This is a genomic window from Sphingobacterium suaedae (assembly GCF_042684625.1).
In the GTDB taxonomy this organism is placed as follows: domain Bacteria; phylum Bacteroidota; class Bacteroidia; order Sphingobacteriales; family Sphingobacteriaceae; genus Sphingobacterium; species Sphingobacterium suaedae.
Map to the genome: position 1 here is coordinate 142,163 of NZ_JBHULR010000005.1, position 14,723 is coordinate 156,885.

Consider the following 14,723-nt stretch of genomic DNA (forward strand, 5'->3'; position numbering starts at 1 on the left):
TCTATGTACGATTATTTCAACGGTAAGTTGGTTTTTAAGTCGCCAACGCATGTCATCCTTGATGTCAATGGTATAGGTTACCACATACATATTTCACTTACAACATTTTCGCAAATCAAAGATCAGGAAAACTGTAAGTTGTTCGTGTCATTTCAAGTGCGGGAAGATGCCCATACACTCTATGGATTTGGAACAGAAGCTGAGCGACAACTCTTTAACCATCTCATTTCGGTATCGGGCATAGGTCCTAATACAGGGCGCATGATGTTATCTTCCATCACTCCAGAAGAGATTCAGTCAGCCATCATACAGGGACAGGTTCAAGTGATCCAGAAAATAAAGGGCATAGGTCCCAAATCAGCACAGCGTGTTATTCTCGAACTTCAAGATAAACTAAAAAAACAAGGGCCTGACGCACTGATTCCGTTACCCATTACAAAACAATCGATACCGGAAGAAGCCCTTTCGGCTTTGATTATGTTAGGTTTCGGTAAACCGCAGACAGAAAAGGTTCTGAATAGTTTAGTAGCAGAGGATCCCAACCAAAGCGTTGAAGAATTAATTAAATCCGCACTCAAACGTTTGTAGTATTCTTTTCTCACAAAAGAAAAAACAACTGTGAAATTCCTAACGACACTATGACACAACTATTCACGACAAGCTGTACCTTCGTAAAAAGAACCAGGTACGATGGCAGAAGATTTGCAAATAGCGACAGGAAGTAAAGAAGAACAGTATCGATTACTCACCAAACAAATTGAGGCGTTAGTCGGCGGGGAGAGAGATCCAATCGCCAACATGGCCAATATCGCGGCAGCACTAAAAGAGCAGTTTCGGTTCTGGTGGGTAGGATTTTACCTCGTAAAAGAAGAAGAATTGGTATTGGGTCCATTTCAAGGGCCTGTGGCCTGCACTCGTATTGCACGCGGCAAAGGCGTTTGTGGAACCGCCTGGGCAAATAGCGAAACACTTATTGTCCCTGACGTAGAAGCTTTCCCCGGTCATATTGCTTGCAGTTCATTATCACGATCGGAGATTGTTATTCCTTTTTTTCAAGATGGACACTGTATTGGCGTTCTAGACGTGGATAGCGAGCATTTGGATCATTTCGACACTATTGACGCTCACTATTTACAGCAGATTTGTGCGGCAGTTCGTTTCTAACAGGACCGCATTAAATATCTTGGATGACGACGTCCCAAACTTTGATTACTTTGTCATCGCCCGCGGTAAGAAATTGATCACCATTCCAAATCGCTGTGTTGATAGATAACCGGTGTGTGTCATATCCTCGGTCAGCACTGATATTTTTCATCAATCCCAGTGAAACGGTATCCCAGATCTTGATGGATTTGTCACGACTCACTGTCGCAAAAACAGGATGAACCGGATGGGGCAATATACCATACACCGTAAACATATGTGGTGTCATGGTTCGCACAACCGACAAATCGCTTTGTGTTAGCTGATAGAACTGCGCATCCCGTCCACCCGAATATATATATGTTTCACTTACGCTCAGTGCCGTGACTGGGAGACTATGTATCTTTTTTTTATAGAGCGCCTTGAAGTCATCAACGTCGTATACATGAATGACCCCATCCTTATCTCCGAACACGACTTGATTCGCTCCGGGAAACGGCTGTACAGTCCGTACGGTGGTATGGGAAACACGAAAACGATATAAGAGATCGAAAGAGTCTAACGACCATACGTATGCGACCCCCTCTTCACCTATTCCGATCAGCTCGCCTTTTTCCATAAGCGCTCGAACAGCAAACACCGCTCCGCGCTCCGTTTTCAGCTTGTGGAGTAAACGCTGCTTCTCCACATCAACCACCCATAATTCACCATTACGCATGCCGATTAACAAAAGCCCACGATCTTTCAACAGCTCCAAGGCATAAACGGACGAGGGAACAGCGCACAAAATCCGTTTAAATTTTCCAGTTCGAAGATCCCATTCCACCACGCCTTTGTCATTTCCAGCGGAAAATATCGAGGATGCATCTAAACCGTTCGCCAACGCAAAAATTGGGTTCTGATGTCCTGTTAATGTGGTCGATAAACTGATATCAGCAGTATACATAAAATTGTTTGTAAAAGATTTTGTTCTTGTTCCGAGCCGATACGGGTTTATATTACTCCGTATTACAAAAAAATTCCATTCTACCTTTGGATCACCAATTGGCGTAAAAATTCTTATTATCCATGGAATACATACACTTCAATAAAAAAGTGCTATACAAACATACAGCACTTCTTCTTATACTATGTCATTGAAAAGCCAAAGATTTATTGATGTCGACCTTCCAGATTTTTTGCTATTGTTTGTAAATCCAGTCCTTTTTCCCTAAGCAGGACAAGTAAATGGAAAAGTAAATCGGACGATTCGTTAATAAAATCATGTTCGGTTTCTGCCAATGCTGCGATCACCGTTTCAACAGCTTCCTCTCCGACTTTCTGAGCAATCTTATTGATTCCCCGTTGCCGTAACCTATTCACATACGATTCCTCCGATGGAACTTCGTAACGTTGATGAACAATACGTTCCAACTGAAGTAGAAAGTTTTGGTTGTACTCGGTCTTAAAGCAACTTCTTGACCCCGTGTGGCAGGTAGGACCTGCGGGAACGACCTTAATCAATAAGGTATCCTGATCGCAGTCTGAATGCCAAGACACTAGGTGAAGAAAATGTCCACTTTCTTCCCCTTTCGTCCACAAACGGTTCTTGCTTCTTGAATAAAATGTGACACGTCCCTCGCGTTGGGTTTTCTCCCACGCTTCTTCATTCATGTATCCTAACATCAATACTTCAAGCGTTTGCTCATCTTGGATAACCACGGGAACCAATCCGTCTCCCTTTGCAAAATCTAGCATGTTGAAAAATCAAATTTTTAAAAAAAAGCCGATAACACCTCTGTATATTATCAACGTACCACTACTCCATTCCGGCGTAGGGTATCCTTAAGCGCCGGAATCAATATTTCTCCATAATGGAAAACCGAGGCTGCTAAAGCAGCATCCACATTGGTTTGCTGAAAAACATCAATGAAATGTTGTTGATTACCGGCCCCACCTGAGGCAATCAGCGGTATATGTATCGTATCATTAATAAGTTTTAAAAAAGTATTGTCAAATCCGCCCTTCGTTCCATCATGATCCATGGAAGTTAATAAGATCTCTCCAGCACCCCTTTCCTGCGCCTCCTTGACCCAATTTTCGGTTTGTACATCGGTCTTGTCACGTCCGCCACGGAGATGTACAAAATTTTTGCCGTCGACAACCCGCGTGTCAACCGCAACCACAACAAACTGTCGTCCAAACGATCGCGCCAATTCATCGATCAATGCCGGACGTCGAACAGCAGCTGAATTAATAGAAATTTTGTCAGCACCCGAATTCAACAACAATTCCGCATCCTTCAATTCGTTGATCCCCCCACCAATCGTGAACGGAATATTAACCTGACGTGCGACCGCCCGTACTAGATCAAGCGTTGTCTTACGTTTTTCGTGCGTTGCGGTAATATCTAAAAAGACCAACTCATCGGCTCCTTGTTGTGAATACTGCCACGCGAGCTCTACAGGATCTCCAGCGTCTCGAAGATCAACGAAATTAACCCCCTTAACCGTCCGGCCGTCCTTTACATCTAAACAGGGTATGATGCGCTTCGCTAACATATGTTTAGAAGTTGATAAGCGATTTTAAGTTCCAATCTTTAATCTCTTCGATCGTGATTTTGTTTTCATAAATCGCCTTACCGACCACACAAGATTCCATTCGTCCCAACGCATTTAACGCGCGAATATCATCCATCGAGCTTATTCCTCCCGATCCAATCAATTTAATGATCGGGGAGTGATCCAATAACTTTTGATAAAGTTCAACTCCTGCACCACCCAATTTCCCATCTTTACTGATGTCTGTACACAAAAAGCGGAAAAAACCTAGGCCCAAACATTTGTCGATGTACTCAATAAGCTTGATGGGCGAACTTTCCAACCAGCCCGAATATTTAATTACCTCGTCTAGTACGTCGATAGCAATAACAATATGGTCCGCATATTTCACGCGCCCCTCGTTCAGTTTACTTAATTCCTCCAAAAATGTCGGATTCGTAATGGCCTGTGTTCCTACAATAACACGATACACACCTGCATCAACGAGTTCTTTTACCTTCTCAATGCTCCGAACGCCACCACCATACTGCACCTTCATGTCAGTTTTCTGAATGATTTCGAAAAGATATTCCTGATTACTGAAATCCCCTTTGGCACCATTCAAGTCAATAATATGAACAATTTCGGTTCCGTTGGCGTGGTAGTTCTCGATCTGCTCTTCCAAAGAAATAGCATACGTGGTTACATCGTCATAATTACCTTCTCTTAAGCGGACAACCTTTTTGTCCAATACATCAATTGCAGGAATGATATACATATCTTCTATACTAAGTTAAAATTCATTTATAGGATGACTGACATTATTTCCGTCAATCAACAAACCCTGTTTATATTGTAGAAAAATTAAGCAGCACGCGCTCCCCAACTTCTCCCGATTTCTCCGGGTGAAACTGCACCCCAAAAAAATTATCTTTTTGCAATGCTGCCGAAAAATCTATGCCATAATGACAAAATGCACTGGTATAGTTTTCGTCAGACTCGATATAATACGAATGAACAAAATAAAAATAGCTATTATCGGGAATATCCTGAAACAGGGGACATCCTTTCTTAGGTGAAATGGCATTCCAGCCCATATGTGGCACCTTTTCGCCCACGCGTTTATCAAAATGTAACGTCCTCAACGGGACGATCTCCAACAGGTCGGCATCCCCTTCTTCCGAATGCGCCGTCAACAGCTGCATCCCCACACAAATTCCGAGAACAGGCTTGGTCAACCGACAAATTGGCTCCGCAAGACCGGATTCCTTCAATTTTTCCATCGCTGCGCCCGCATGCCCCACACCCGGGATAATGATCCGCTCGTAACGGTCAAAATCGTCTACGCTATTGATCATGCCGTAGCTGATTCCCACCCTATCTAATGCAGCCGTCAAGGAAAAAATATTGCCGGCACCGTAATTCACTATTCCTACCATTGTAAAAAATTTCGAATGAGCGATCGAGAATATCAAACGTGGAGACTTCATCTCCGTCTCTCATCCCGTAACTAACATCTACCTATAAAACGCCTTTTGTGCTTGGCAATTGCATATTTTCGGCATCCCTACGTACCGCTTTCTTGATTGATTTTGCAAAAGCCTTAAAAATAGCTTCAATTTTGTGGTGCTCATTATCACCTTCTGCTTTGATGTTTAAATTTGATTTTGACGCATCAGAAAAGGATTTGAAGAAATGGAAAAACATTTCCGTAGGCATATCGCCAATTTTTTCCCGGTGAAATGTCGCATTCCAAACAATCCAATTTCTACCTCCGAAATCGATAGCGACCTGCGCTAAGCAATCATCCATCGGCAGCGTATAAGCATACCGTTCAATCCCCCGTTTATCTCCTAAAACCTGCAAAAAAATTTCCCCCAAAGCAATCCCGGTATCCTCGATTGTGTGATGTTCATCGATATGCAGGTCACCCTTGGCTTTTACTGTTAGATCAATCGCTCCATGTCGGGCAATTTGATCCAACATGTGGTCAAAGAACGGAAGTCCTGTATCGATATCGGATTTACCCGAGCCATCTAAGTTCAATTGAATAAATATATCCGTTTCATTTGTTTTACGCCGATGCTCGCCAGTACGAGTCCCCAATTTCAAAAACTCATAAATTGATTTCCAATCCGTTGTTTCTAAGGCTATACACTGGCTTTCAAAACGAACGTTCTCGGATCTTCCCAAATTGTCATCGTTCCGAAGCCAAATCGCTTTCGACCCAAGATTTTCGGCTAACTTCACGTCGTTAACTCGATCCCCAACAACAAAAGATTCAGCAAGATTATATTTTTCCGCATCAAAGTAATCCCTTAACATACCTATGCCGGGCTTACGGGTCGGCGCATTTTCGTGGGGAAAAGTACGATCAATATGTTCATTGGCAAAAATGACTCCCTCCCCGGCAAATGTATCGATAATAAATTGATGAACGGGCCAAAAGTTCGCTTCCGGGTGAGCATCTGTTCCCAAGCCATCTTGATTCGATACGAGGATCAGTTCGAAATCAAGCTCTCGCGCAATCCGCGGTAAATACTGCAAAGCGCCAGGATAGAACTTAAGCTTCGCAAAAGAATCTATCTGTTCATCTTCCGGCTCTAAGATCAACGTACCATCACGATCGATAAATAACACTCTTTTCACAAAATCAGGCATAATATGTTTAAAAAATCTGTATGTCATTGCATGGCCAAACCCGAGTTCAGGCCTATGCAGTAGTATTATAAAATGTATGAATAGCCTGTAACAAAACTTTATTTTCTCCAGGTGTCCCGATCGTCAATCGAAGACATCCTTCACAAAGTTCAACTTTGGAACGGTCCCGGACGATAATGCCTTTATCGACCAGAAAATTATATAAGCGCCGGGGCTCTTCTAATTTTACCAAAATAAAATTGGCGTCCGATGGCGTTACACGGGCGACCTGAGGAAGCCGCTCTAATGAGACGGTCAGCTTGTCGCGCTCGGCAACAATTTCCTTGATCCATTCGTTTACCATATCAACATTGTCCAACGCCTCCAAGACAATGTCCTGCGTCGCTTGGTTAATATTGTAAGGAGGTTTTATCTTATTAAAAATGTCAATGATTTCGCGACTTGCAAATGCCATACCCAATCGTAGCGCTGCTAACCCCCAAGCCTTTGACAATGTCTGCAAAACGACTAAGTTTGGAAATTCGGCTAAATTCTTCGAAAACGAGGGCTGTTTTGCAAAGTTAATATAGGCCTCATCGACCACCACAATACCCTGAAAATTAACCAGAATGGTTTCAATATCTTGTCGACGAATACTATTACCGGTAGGGTTATTTGGTGAACAAATAAAGATTAATTTCGTATACGGATCAATTGCTCCAGCAATATTATCCAAATCGAGTTGGTAGTCCATCGTTAAATTCACTTTACGATAGGCTACATTATTGATATTCGCCGACACCTCATACATGCCATACGTTGGGGGTACTAAAATTACGTTGTCTTTTCCTGGCTCACAAAACGCCCTGTAGAGTATATCGATCGCCTCGTCACTGCCATTTCCGAGAAACATGTTTTCGGCAGGCACTCCCTTGATCTTATATAGCTTCTCTTTTACCCGATGCTGCAAAGGATCGGGATACCGATTAAAATTCTTACTGTAAGGCGAACCAAAAGCATTTTCGTTCGCATCCAATAATATCGAAGCCTCTCCTTTAAATTCATCCCGTGCGGATGAATAAGGCACTAATTTTTTAATATTATCTCTCAGCAGAGCGTCTAGGCTAAAAGACTCTTTCATAACGTTTTTTATTGAGCGTGTAAAGATGAGGAAAAATCTACAAAATCCCTATACTAAAAACCACTTACCTTCTTCAGATAGGACAGTATTAGCAAAAACTGCACGGGATTCGTCTAATAATGGTTGTAAATCTTTGTAACGAGCGGAAAAATGTCCGAGCAACAGCTTCCTGGCCTGCACAATTTGTGCTACTTGTGCGGCTTCCAATGCTGTAGTATGAAACGTTTCCTTTGCCCGATCAACCATTTCGTGCAAGAAGGTTGATTCATGGTAAAGCAGGTCAACCTCACGTATGGCATCAAAATAAGCGTCCGTCAAGACTGTGTCTGAACAGTAAGCGTAACTTCTTGATGCGGGAGCTGGAAACGTCAGGTCCTTTGCCGGATAAACCGTGCCATCTGCCCCTAAATAATCAATGCCCTTCTTCAATAATTTGAGGTAAGGTGTAGGGATACGCAAACGCTCCACTTCTTCGGCCTTTAAGGTTGCAGACCGTCTGCCTTCGTCAAACCGGAAGCCAGTGCACGCGATTCGATGCCGCAATGGAAAACTTCGGACTTTCAGCATGGGTGTTTCAAGTAATAGGTCTTCGTGCTCGGGATTGGTAGGGTGAAATATTAACGCATAACGTAAACGCGTATCCGAATGCTTAAACTGTAAATCTAAAATTTCTTTGAGTGCTGCCGGACCATAGAGATGCAGGTCTGCTTGTCTTCCCATCAAATGTTGAGACGATAACAACCCTACGAGTCCAAGATAATGGTCACCATGTAAGTGGCTAATGAATATATGATTGATCTTATTGCTCCGGATACCGTACCTGAAAAGTTGCATCTGTGTTCCTTCACCACAGTCGACAAGAAAAAGTTGTTCATTGTAATTGATAATTTGTGCAGTAGGGTGACGCCCGTACATAGGCGTCGCCGAACTGTTTCCCAAAATCAATACCTCGAACCGTGTCATTGCTGTCCCTCTCGTAAGTCTAATCGGATTTCATTCCCAAAGATCATATCCTCAGCCTTAGAAACCGACGGGGCGATCTTAAAATATCCTTCCAAGTTCGTAACCTTAAGCAAGTCAATGAGTTTTTTATTTAATCCCGTCAGAATAAACAATCCTCCAGAGGCCTTACATAACCGTCTCGCCAATAAACCCATCCGCAGTCCGTCTTCATCCGCATCCCCTACGTGACAAAGGTTAAGAACAATATTACGTTGCCCCCCAGTGTGGCGCAACATAAACTCTCCCTTCAATTTTGCTGCCGCCTCACCATTCAAAAAATCAGTAAGCGGTTCTATTACCACATAACGTTCGTGCTTGTCAACTGTAAATTTCATAAGTAATTATTTGTTCTATGATTATTCGTACATACGCAGGGTAGCCTATACACGGTACTACGTTTGTCAGATCCTTATTCCTATTCCTAATTCCACTACGCGTTTTAGAACAACAATGCTGTCTTATTGGTTTCCGACAGCATCATTTTTGTTCATATCGCAAGTATGTCGTTACACCATTTGGGCAAGTGCCATCTGCACATTATGTTCGACACGCGCAATGACTTCGCCCTCAGCGGGATACTGAAAGCTTTCACCAGTAATATGTTCGTAGAGCTCAATATATCGTTCCGATATCGATTGTACAATTTCCTCGGTCATTTCCGGAACTACTTGTCCTTCCTTTCCTTGAAAACCATTTTCTATAAGCCATTGACGAACAAATTCCTTAGAAAGCTGCCGTTGTGGCTCATTATTTGCCTGACGTTCTTCATACCCCTCCGCGTAAAAATAGCGCGATGAATCTGGGGTGTGGATTTCGTCCATGAGATAAATTTTCCCATCCTTTTTTCCAAATTCATATTTTGTATCCACCAAAATAAGTCCACGATTTTTGGCCATTTCCACTCCACGCTGATACAAGGCCCGCGCGTAAGCCTCCAGTTGTACATAATCCTCTTCGCTCACAATTCCTTGTGCAATTATTTCCTCACGAGAAATATCTTCGTCATGGCCAACGGATGCTTTCGTTGTCGGTGTGATGATCGGTTCAGGCAAGCGATCGTTTTCTTTCAAGCCGCCGACTAATGAAACCCCACATAGACTTCTCCCACCTTCTTTGTACGTTCGCCAGGCATGTCCTGCCAAGTAACCGCGGATAACCATCTCCACCTTGAATGGCTCACATTGATGTCCAATCGTCACACTAGGATCTGGCACGGAAAGTACCCAGTTGGGCAAAATATCCGTCGTCGCCTGTAAAAATTTCGCAGCGATTTGATTGAGGACCTGTCCTTTGTAGGGTATAGGTTTCGGCAGGACCACGTCAAATGCCGAAATACGGTCCGAAGCAACCATTACCAAATACGTGTCGGCGATGGTATACACATCCCGTACCTTTCCCCGATAAAAGGCAGTTTGCCTGTCAAAATTAAAATTCGTTTCGTTTATTGCATTCATATCTCCATTGTGCCACAGCACCATTCTTTGTTAAATATCTCCGTAGGCTTCCAAAATACGACGAACTAGTTTATGTCGCACGACATCTGAGCCGCTAAGGTGAATTACTTCAATACCTTCTATATTGTCTAATAATTTTACCGCCGTTGCCAATCCAGATTGGGTTTTCTTAGGCAAATCGATCTGCGTGAGGTCACCGGTAACAATAAATTTCGCGGTTGGCCCCATCCGCGTCAGAAACATCTTCAACTGCATGTCGGTCGCATTCTGAGCCTCGTCTAGAATTACAAAGCAATTATCGAGTGTTCGCCCCCGCATAAAAGCTAAAGGAGCGACTTCAATAACCCTGCGTTCCAGATAGTCTTTAAGTTTATCTACCGGGATCATGTCATCTAACGCATCGTACAGCGGACGCAAGTAGGGATCCACTTTCTCTTTTAAATCTCCTGGTAAGAAACCTAGATTTTCCCCCGCTTCCACTGCAGGGCGAGTCAAGATGATCCGTTTTATCTCTTTGTTGCGCAAGGCCCTAACCGCCAAGGCAACCGCGGTATACGTTTTTCCGGTCCCAGCCGGACCTATTGCAAACAGGATATCATTTTTCCCAATACTGTCCACCATGCGCCGTTGGTTCGGCGTGCGCGCACGAACAATCAACCCGTTCGGCCCATATACAATGGGCTCGCCCTTAAACGCAGTAGGTTCTCCTTCTTTCTTTTCTTCCTTTCGGTCTGCCTTAACCGGGACTCCAACGAGATCCTCCAACGCATTAGAATTCAATGATTGGAACTGCTCAATATGGCTTAAAATCCCTTCAAAAACAGTCTGAAAACGTTCCTGTTCCGCTTCCTCACCCAATACTTTTAACTCATTACCACGGGCTACGAGACGAAGCTTCGGAAATCCTTTTTTTATGAGCTCAAAGTTTTCGTTTTGGGCGCCCCATAACGTCACCAAATTGACGTCATCTAATTGTATAAGTACTTCGTTCAAATTTTTCGTTTTAAATTCTGTAATAAACTTAGATAATTTGTTTCTCTTTGCAAAATATTCTTTATGCTCGAAAAAACGATGTGATCATCTGCCTGCCCAGCTCTCACTACTGAAAGACCGTATTCATATCTTAAAAGAGTCCCAGATATGACCATGGGGTAGGCCTCCGGAAATTGCTCTTCATTTCAACGAAAATCACGTTATTTTACTTTGAAATCCGTGTATCTAGTCTACATTTTTCTGTAAGCGGCTGTGCTGAACCATTTTACTTTACGAAAGTACAAAGTATAATTGTGTATTTATTCAAATGAATCAAAAAATGGACAAATTACCGCTTTTAAGATCGTTATTGCACTTTCTTTTATTACTTTTGTAGTCCTTTTTTCATTAAGGATTCAGCACAATAAAGATTACGTTTAGTATCTTTAGCAGGTACAATATGGGAGTAATAACGCTAACGACAGATCTGGGACACCGCGACTTTTACCAAGCAGCATTAAAAGGCAGCATTATATCGCAGTTGCCCGATGTGCGCCTGGTAGATATCACCCACGAAATCCCTTCGTTTGACATCCAACGCGCAGCAGTTGTTCTTCGAAATGCGTTTCACTATTTCCCAAAAGGCACCGTGCATTTAATCGGGATAGATACTGTTTTCCAAGAAGGGGCTCACTACACCATGATGAAGTTTGAAGATCATTTTTTTGTAGGGGCAGATAATGGTATATTTAGCATTATCCTAAGCGACCGGCAACCTCAAGAACTCTTCGAAATCGATATTATGCAAGACTTACGATATCTCCATTTTCCTTTAGCTGATATCCTGACCAAAGCGGCATGCCACATTGCGAAGGGTGGTAAACTAGCTGAAATCGGACAGCCTATAGCCCGGCCTCTGAAAAAGGTGATGGTGCAGCCTTTGGTTGACAATAATACCATCAAGGGGCACGTTTCTTATATCGATGCTTTTGGCAACGTGATCAGCAATATCAGTAAAGAGCTCTTCAACGAAACACAAAAGGGGCGTAGCTTCCGTTTACATTTTAAGCGAAATGAAACGATTAACAGGCTAAGCTGGCATTACAATGAAGTACCGGAAGGAGAAAAGCTTTGTCTTTTTGGCATCAGTAACTTTCTTGAAATTGCGATCAATAAAGGGCATGCAAGCCGGCTCTTAGGACTTCATCAAGATGAAATCATCATGATCGAATTTCTTGAACATTAATGTTTAATCGCGTAGTCCCGATCGATGTCAATATGGGTATTTACGTTGATCAAAACCGACGCAACTATTCAAAACGACATGAGAAAAATCATTTACTTCATTATTTTAATTTGGAATCTATTCGCCAGCTCGCTCGCCGCACAACAGACACCAACGACCGACTCTGTCAATTTCGAGCAGCAACGTGACCGAGTGAATACGCTATTGGAAGAGCGAAGTCGTCGATTTGGAGAGTACGACAGCAGTCTTCAAAAGAAAACGGGCATTTTTGGCATCTTCAAAACGAAGGGAGATATGCAAAAGTCTATCGACATCTTGAAACAGATCGTACTGACAGACAACAACATCTTTGTGGAAACAAAACGGCTGTTGGACATTAAAGATTTTGAAAGTGACAAAAACCGAGCATTGGCTGCCGAATATGACAAACAAGTGTCGGCATACATGAAGACCATCACAAAGCTCCAGGACGAAAATGACAGATTACGTCTCCAGATCGATACGTTGGATAAAGAAGATCATTCAAGCCACGTCCTGACATACGTCCTCCTCATTATTATCGCTGCACTGCTTTTCGTGCTGTATCGGCAGTACAGGCAATATACCTCCAAAATTTGACGCAACCCTGATATGCTGCGTTAAATAATACTGTATTTTTGCTGGCAAATTTAATGTAACGGATGGCTAGAGCGCGATTGAACAGTGGTAATACACAGTCAGATGATTTACCCAAACCCAAGCTAAACAAAGAACTAATTAAGAAGGCCTTAAAAATCTTCTCGTATTTACGTCCTTATCGTGGTAAATTCATCTTGGGAATGATCTTTTTGACACTCTCCAGTCTCACCATGCTGACATTTCCCGCCCTGCTCGGTGCCATGATCGACGCCGCTCAGGGCAAACAAACCTATCTCTGGCTTCCAGCAAGTGTGCTAACCATTGGTGGTATATCTATGATTATTCTTTTTTTTCAATCCATCGTATCATTCGGACGTATACGACTGTTTGTCGAAATTGCCGAGAAGGCTCTATCCAATATCCGTAAAGACACCTATCATAAGTTAATTACATTGCCCATCGAATTTTTTGCAAATCGACGTGTGGGTGAATTAAATAGCCGGCTTTCGGCAGACTTGGCCCAGATTCAGGATACGTTGACGACTACATTGGCGGAAATACTGCGTCAGACAATCAGCCTAGCCTTCGGCGTGTGCTTGTTAGTGTTTGTATCGCCAAAGCTGGCCTTAATGAATCTATGTATTTTGCCCATTATTGTGATCACCGCGATGATCTTCGGACGCTTCATCCGTAATCTTTCGAGGCAAGCGCAAGACCAGCTCGCTGATTCAAACAGTATTGTACAGGAAACATTATTAGGCATCAGTAATGTAAAGGCTTTTGTCAATGAATACTATGAAACGAATCGCTATGCGAACAAATTAGACGCCGTTGTATGTCTGGCAGTGAAGGGAGCAACGTACAGAGGTATTTTTGCGTCATTCATCATTTTTTGCATTTTCGGGGCGGTCATTACCGTCATTTGGTATGGCGCATCGCTTGTTGCGCAGGGCGAAATCACAGTAGGAGATTTAACCACGTATATCTTATACTCTATGTTTGTTGCCGGATCAATGGGCAGTTTTCCGGAGCTGTACGCAAATATACAACGATCCATTGGCGCTAGCGAGAGGGTTTTGGAAATCCTCAACGAACAACAGGAAGACATTATCATCTCCGAAGAAAATAAGGATATCCGAAAACAGATCCATGGATCACTCACGTTTAGCCATGTAGGTTTCACGTATCCGTCCCGACCGGATGTCCCAATCCTGAAAGACATATCTTTCCATGTGGAGGCTGGAAAAAAGTTAGCGCTCGTAGGACCGAGTGGAACGGGAAAGTCAACCATTGCTTCCCTTATTCTCCAGTTCTATAAACCAACAACCGGTAGCATGGCTTATGACGGAAATGACAGCAGTTCCTTCTCGTTGACAGACATCCGCAATCAGGTAGCTATAGTTCCGCAAGATGTACTGTTGTTTGGGGGGACTATTCGCGAAAATATCGGATACGGTCGACTGGATGCCGACGCCGAAGACATTATTGAAGCCGCCAAGAGAGCGAATGCGCATGACTTTATCATGGCCTTTCCACAAGGTTACGACACCTTGGTTGGCGAACGCGGTGTAAAACTATCTGGCGGGCAACGCCAACGCATCGCCATCGCACGGGCGCTGTTAAAAGATCCAGCCATACTCATTCTGGATGAAGCCACTTCGTCTTTAGACTCCGAGTCTGAACGCCTTGTACAGCTTGCGCTGGAGGAACTTATGCGTAATCGCACATCGGTTATTATTGCACACCGTTTAAGCACCATAAAAGACGCAGATCATATTGTTGTTGTAGAGAACGGCCAAGTATCGGACATGGGCAATCACGTCGAGCTGATGACTAAAGGAAGTGGTCTCTATCACCACCTGTACTCGCTCCAATCTGCACAGAAAATCCAGGTTGAATAAAACACAGGGGGCTTTTGCTAGCTAAAAAAGCCTTCCAACAGAATTACTACATTGTTGGAAAGAGCGTCATGTTAAAAATCTGTTAAA

General features: G+C 43.2%; 16 protein-coding genes. 5 read left to right on the forward strand and 11 right to left on the reverse strand.

All coding sequences use genetic code 11. From position 1 onward, the window contains the following. Positions 1–3: 3 nt before the first annotated feature. On the forward strand, positions 4–588 hold the full coding sequence (ruvA, locus tag ACFSR5_RS13405) for a Holliday junction branch migration protein RuvA (RefSeq protein WP_380904600.1): 585 nt from the start codon (positions 4–6) through the stop codon (positions 586–588). 102 nt (positions 589–690) lie between these two features. Then, a complete protein-coding gene (locus tag ACFSR5_RS13410; protein WP_380904602.1) occupies positions 691–1,164 on the forward strand; it encodes a GAF domain-containing protein in 474 nt (157 codons plus the stop codon). A gap of 10 nt (positions 1,165–1,174) precedes the next feature. On the opposite strand, the gene ACFSR5_RS13415 is transcribed toward ACFSR5_RS13410, so the two are convergent. The 11 genes from ACFSR5_RS13415 to ACFSR5_RS13465 all read right to left on the reverse strand — a co-directional run bounded on the left by ACFSR5_RS13415 (position 1,175) and on the right by ACFSR5_RS13465 (position 10,892). Further along, entirely contained in the window at positions 1,175–2,089 is a 915-nt protein-coding gene (locus tag ACFSR5_RS13415; protein WP_380904604.1) for a WD40 repeat domain-containing protein, read from the reverse strand. Between the two features lie 206 nt (positions 2,090–2,295). Then, entirely contained in the window at positions 2,296–2,880 is a 585-nt protein-coding gene (hisIE, locus tag ACFSR5_RS13420) for a bifunctional phosphoribosyl-AMP cyclohydrolase/phosphoribosyl-ATP diphosphatase HisIE (RefSeq protein WP_380904606.1), read from the reverse strand. Between the two features lie 50 nt (positions 2,881–2,930). Then, complete coding sequence (hisF, locus tag ACFSR5_RS13425) at positions 2,931–3,683, reverse strand: imidazole glycerol phosphate synthase subunit HisF (RefSeq protein ID WP_380904609.1); 753 nt, start codon at positions 3,681–3,683, stop codon at positions 2,931–2,933. A gap of 4 nt (positions 3,684–3,687) precedes the next feature. Further along, positions 3,688–4,440: a 1-(5-phosphoribosyl)-5-[(5-phosphoribosylamino)methylideneamino]imidazole-4-carboxamide isomerase gene (locus tag ACFSR5_RS13430; RefSeq protein WP_380904611.1), complete on the reverse strand. Its 753-nt coding sequence runs from the start codon at positions 4,438–4,440 to the stop codon at positions 3,688–3,690. Positions 4,441–4,510: 70 nt separating this feature from the next. Next, on the reverse strand, positions 4,511–5,101 hold the full coding sequence (gene hisH / locus ACFSR5_RS13435) for an imidazole glycerol phosphate synthase subunit HisH (RefSeq protein WP_380904613.1): 591 nt from the start codon (positions 5,099–5,101) through the stop codon (positions 4,511–4,513). Positions 5,102–5,183: 82 nt separating this feature from the next. Beyond that, positions 5,184–6,323: a bifunctional histidinol-phosphatase/imidazoleglycerol-phosphate dehydratase HisB gene (gene hisB, locus ACFSR5_RS13440; RefSeq protein WP_380904615.1), complete on the reverse strand. Its 1,140-nt coding sequence runs from the start codon at positions 6,321–6,323 to the stop codon at positions 5,184–5,186. 52 nt (positions 6,324–6,375) lie between these two features. Continuing rightward, entirely contained in the window at positions 6,376–7,443 is a 1,068-nt protein-coding gene (gene hisC, locus ACFSR5_RS13445) for a histidinol-phosphate transaminase (RefSeq protein WP_380904617.1), read from the reverse strand. A gap of 48 nt (positions 7,444–7,491) precedes the next feature. Then, positions 7,492–8,406: a ribonuclease Z gene (locus ACFSR5_RS13450; RefSeq protein WP_380904619.1), complete on the reverse strand. Its 915-nt coding sequence runs from the start codon at positions 8,404–8,406 to the stop codon at positions 7,492–7,494. Next, the gene (locus ACFSR5_RS13455) at positions 8,403–8,780 is read right to left on the reverse strand and encodes an STAS domain-containing protein (RefSeq protein ID WP_380904621.1); all 378 of its coding nucleotides are present in this window, start codon (positions 8,778–8,780) and stop codon (positions 8,403–8,405) included. The genes ACFSR5_RS13450 and ACFSR5_RS13455 overlap by 4 nt, the downstream gene beginning before the upstream one ends. 171 nt (positions 8,781–8,951) lie before the next feature. Continuing rightward, complete coding sequence (locus tag ACFSR5_RS13460; protein WP_380904623.1) at positions 8,952–9,899, reverse strand: phosphoribosylaminoimidazolesuccinocarboxamide synthase; 948 nt, start codon at positions 9,897–9,899, stop codon at positions 8,952–8,954. Positions 9,900–9,929: 30 nt separating this feature from the next. Continuing rightward, positions 9,930–10,892, reverse strand: coding sequence for a PhoH family protein (locus ACFSR5_RS13465; protein ID WP_380904625.1), 963 nt, complete (start codon positions 10,890–10,892; stop codon positions 9,930–9,932). 439 nt (positions 10,893–11,331) lie between these two features. Between ACFSR5_RS13465 and ACFSR5_RS13470 the strand changes: the two genes are divergently transcribed. The 3 genes from ACFSR5_RS13470 (at position 11,332) to ACFSR5_RS13480 (ending at position 14,636) form a co-directional block, all read left to right on the forward strand. Beyond that, on the forward strand, positions 11,332–12,117 hold the full coding sequence (locus tag ACFSR5_RS13470; protein WP_380904627.1) for an SAM hydrolase/SAM-dependent halogenase family protein: 786 nt from the start codon (positions 11,332–11,334) through the stop codon (positions 12,115–12,117). 78 nt (positions 12,118–12,195) lie between these two features. Then, on the forward strand, positions 12,196–12,735 hold the full coding sequence (locus tag ACFSR5_RS13475) for a hypothetical protein (RefSeq protein WP_380904629.1): 540 nt from the start codon (positions 12,196–12,198) through the stop codon (positions 12,733–12,735). Positions 12,736–12,797: 62 nt separating this feature from the next. Next, positions 12,798–14,636, forward strand: coding sequence for an ABC transporter ATP-binding protein (locus ACFSR5_RS13480; RefSeq protein ID WP_380904631.1), 1,839 nt, complete (start codon positions 12,798–12,800; stop codon positions 14,634–14,636). Positions 14,637–14,723: the final 87 nt, after the last annotated feature.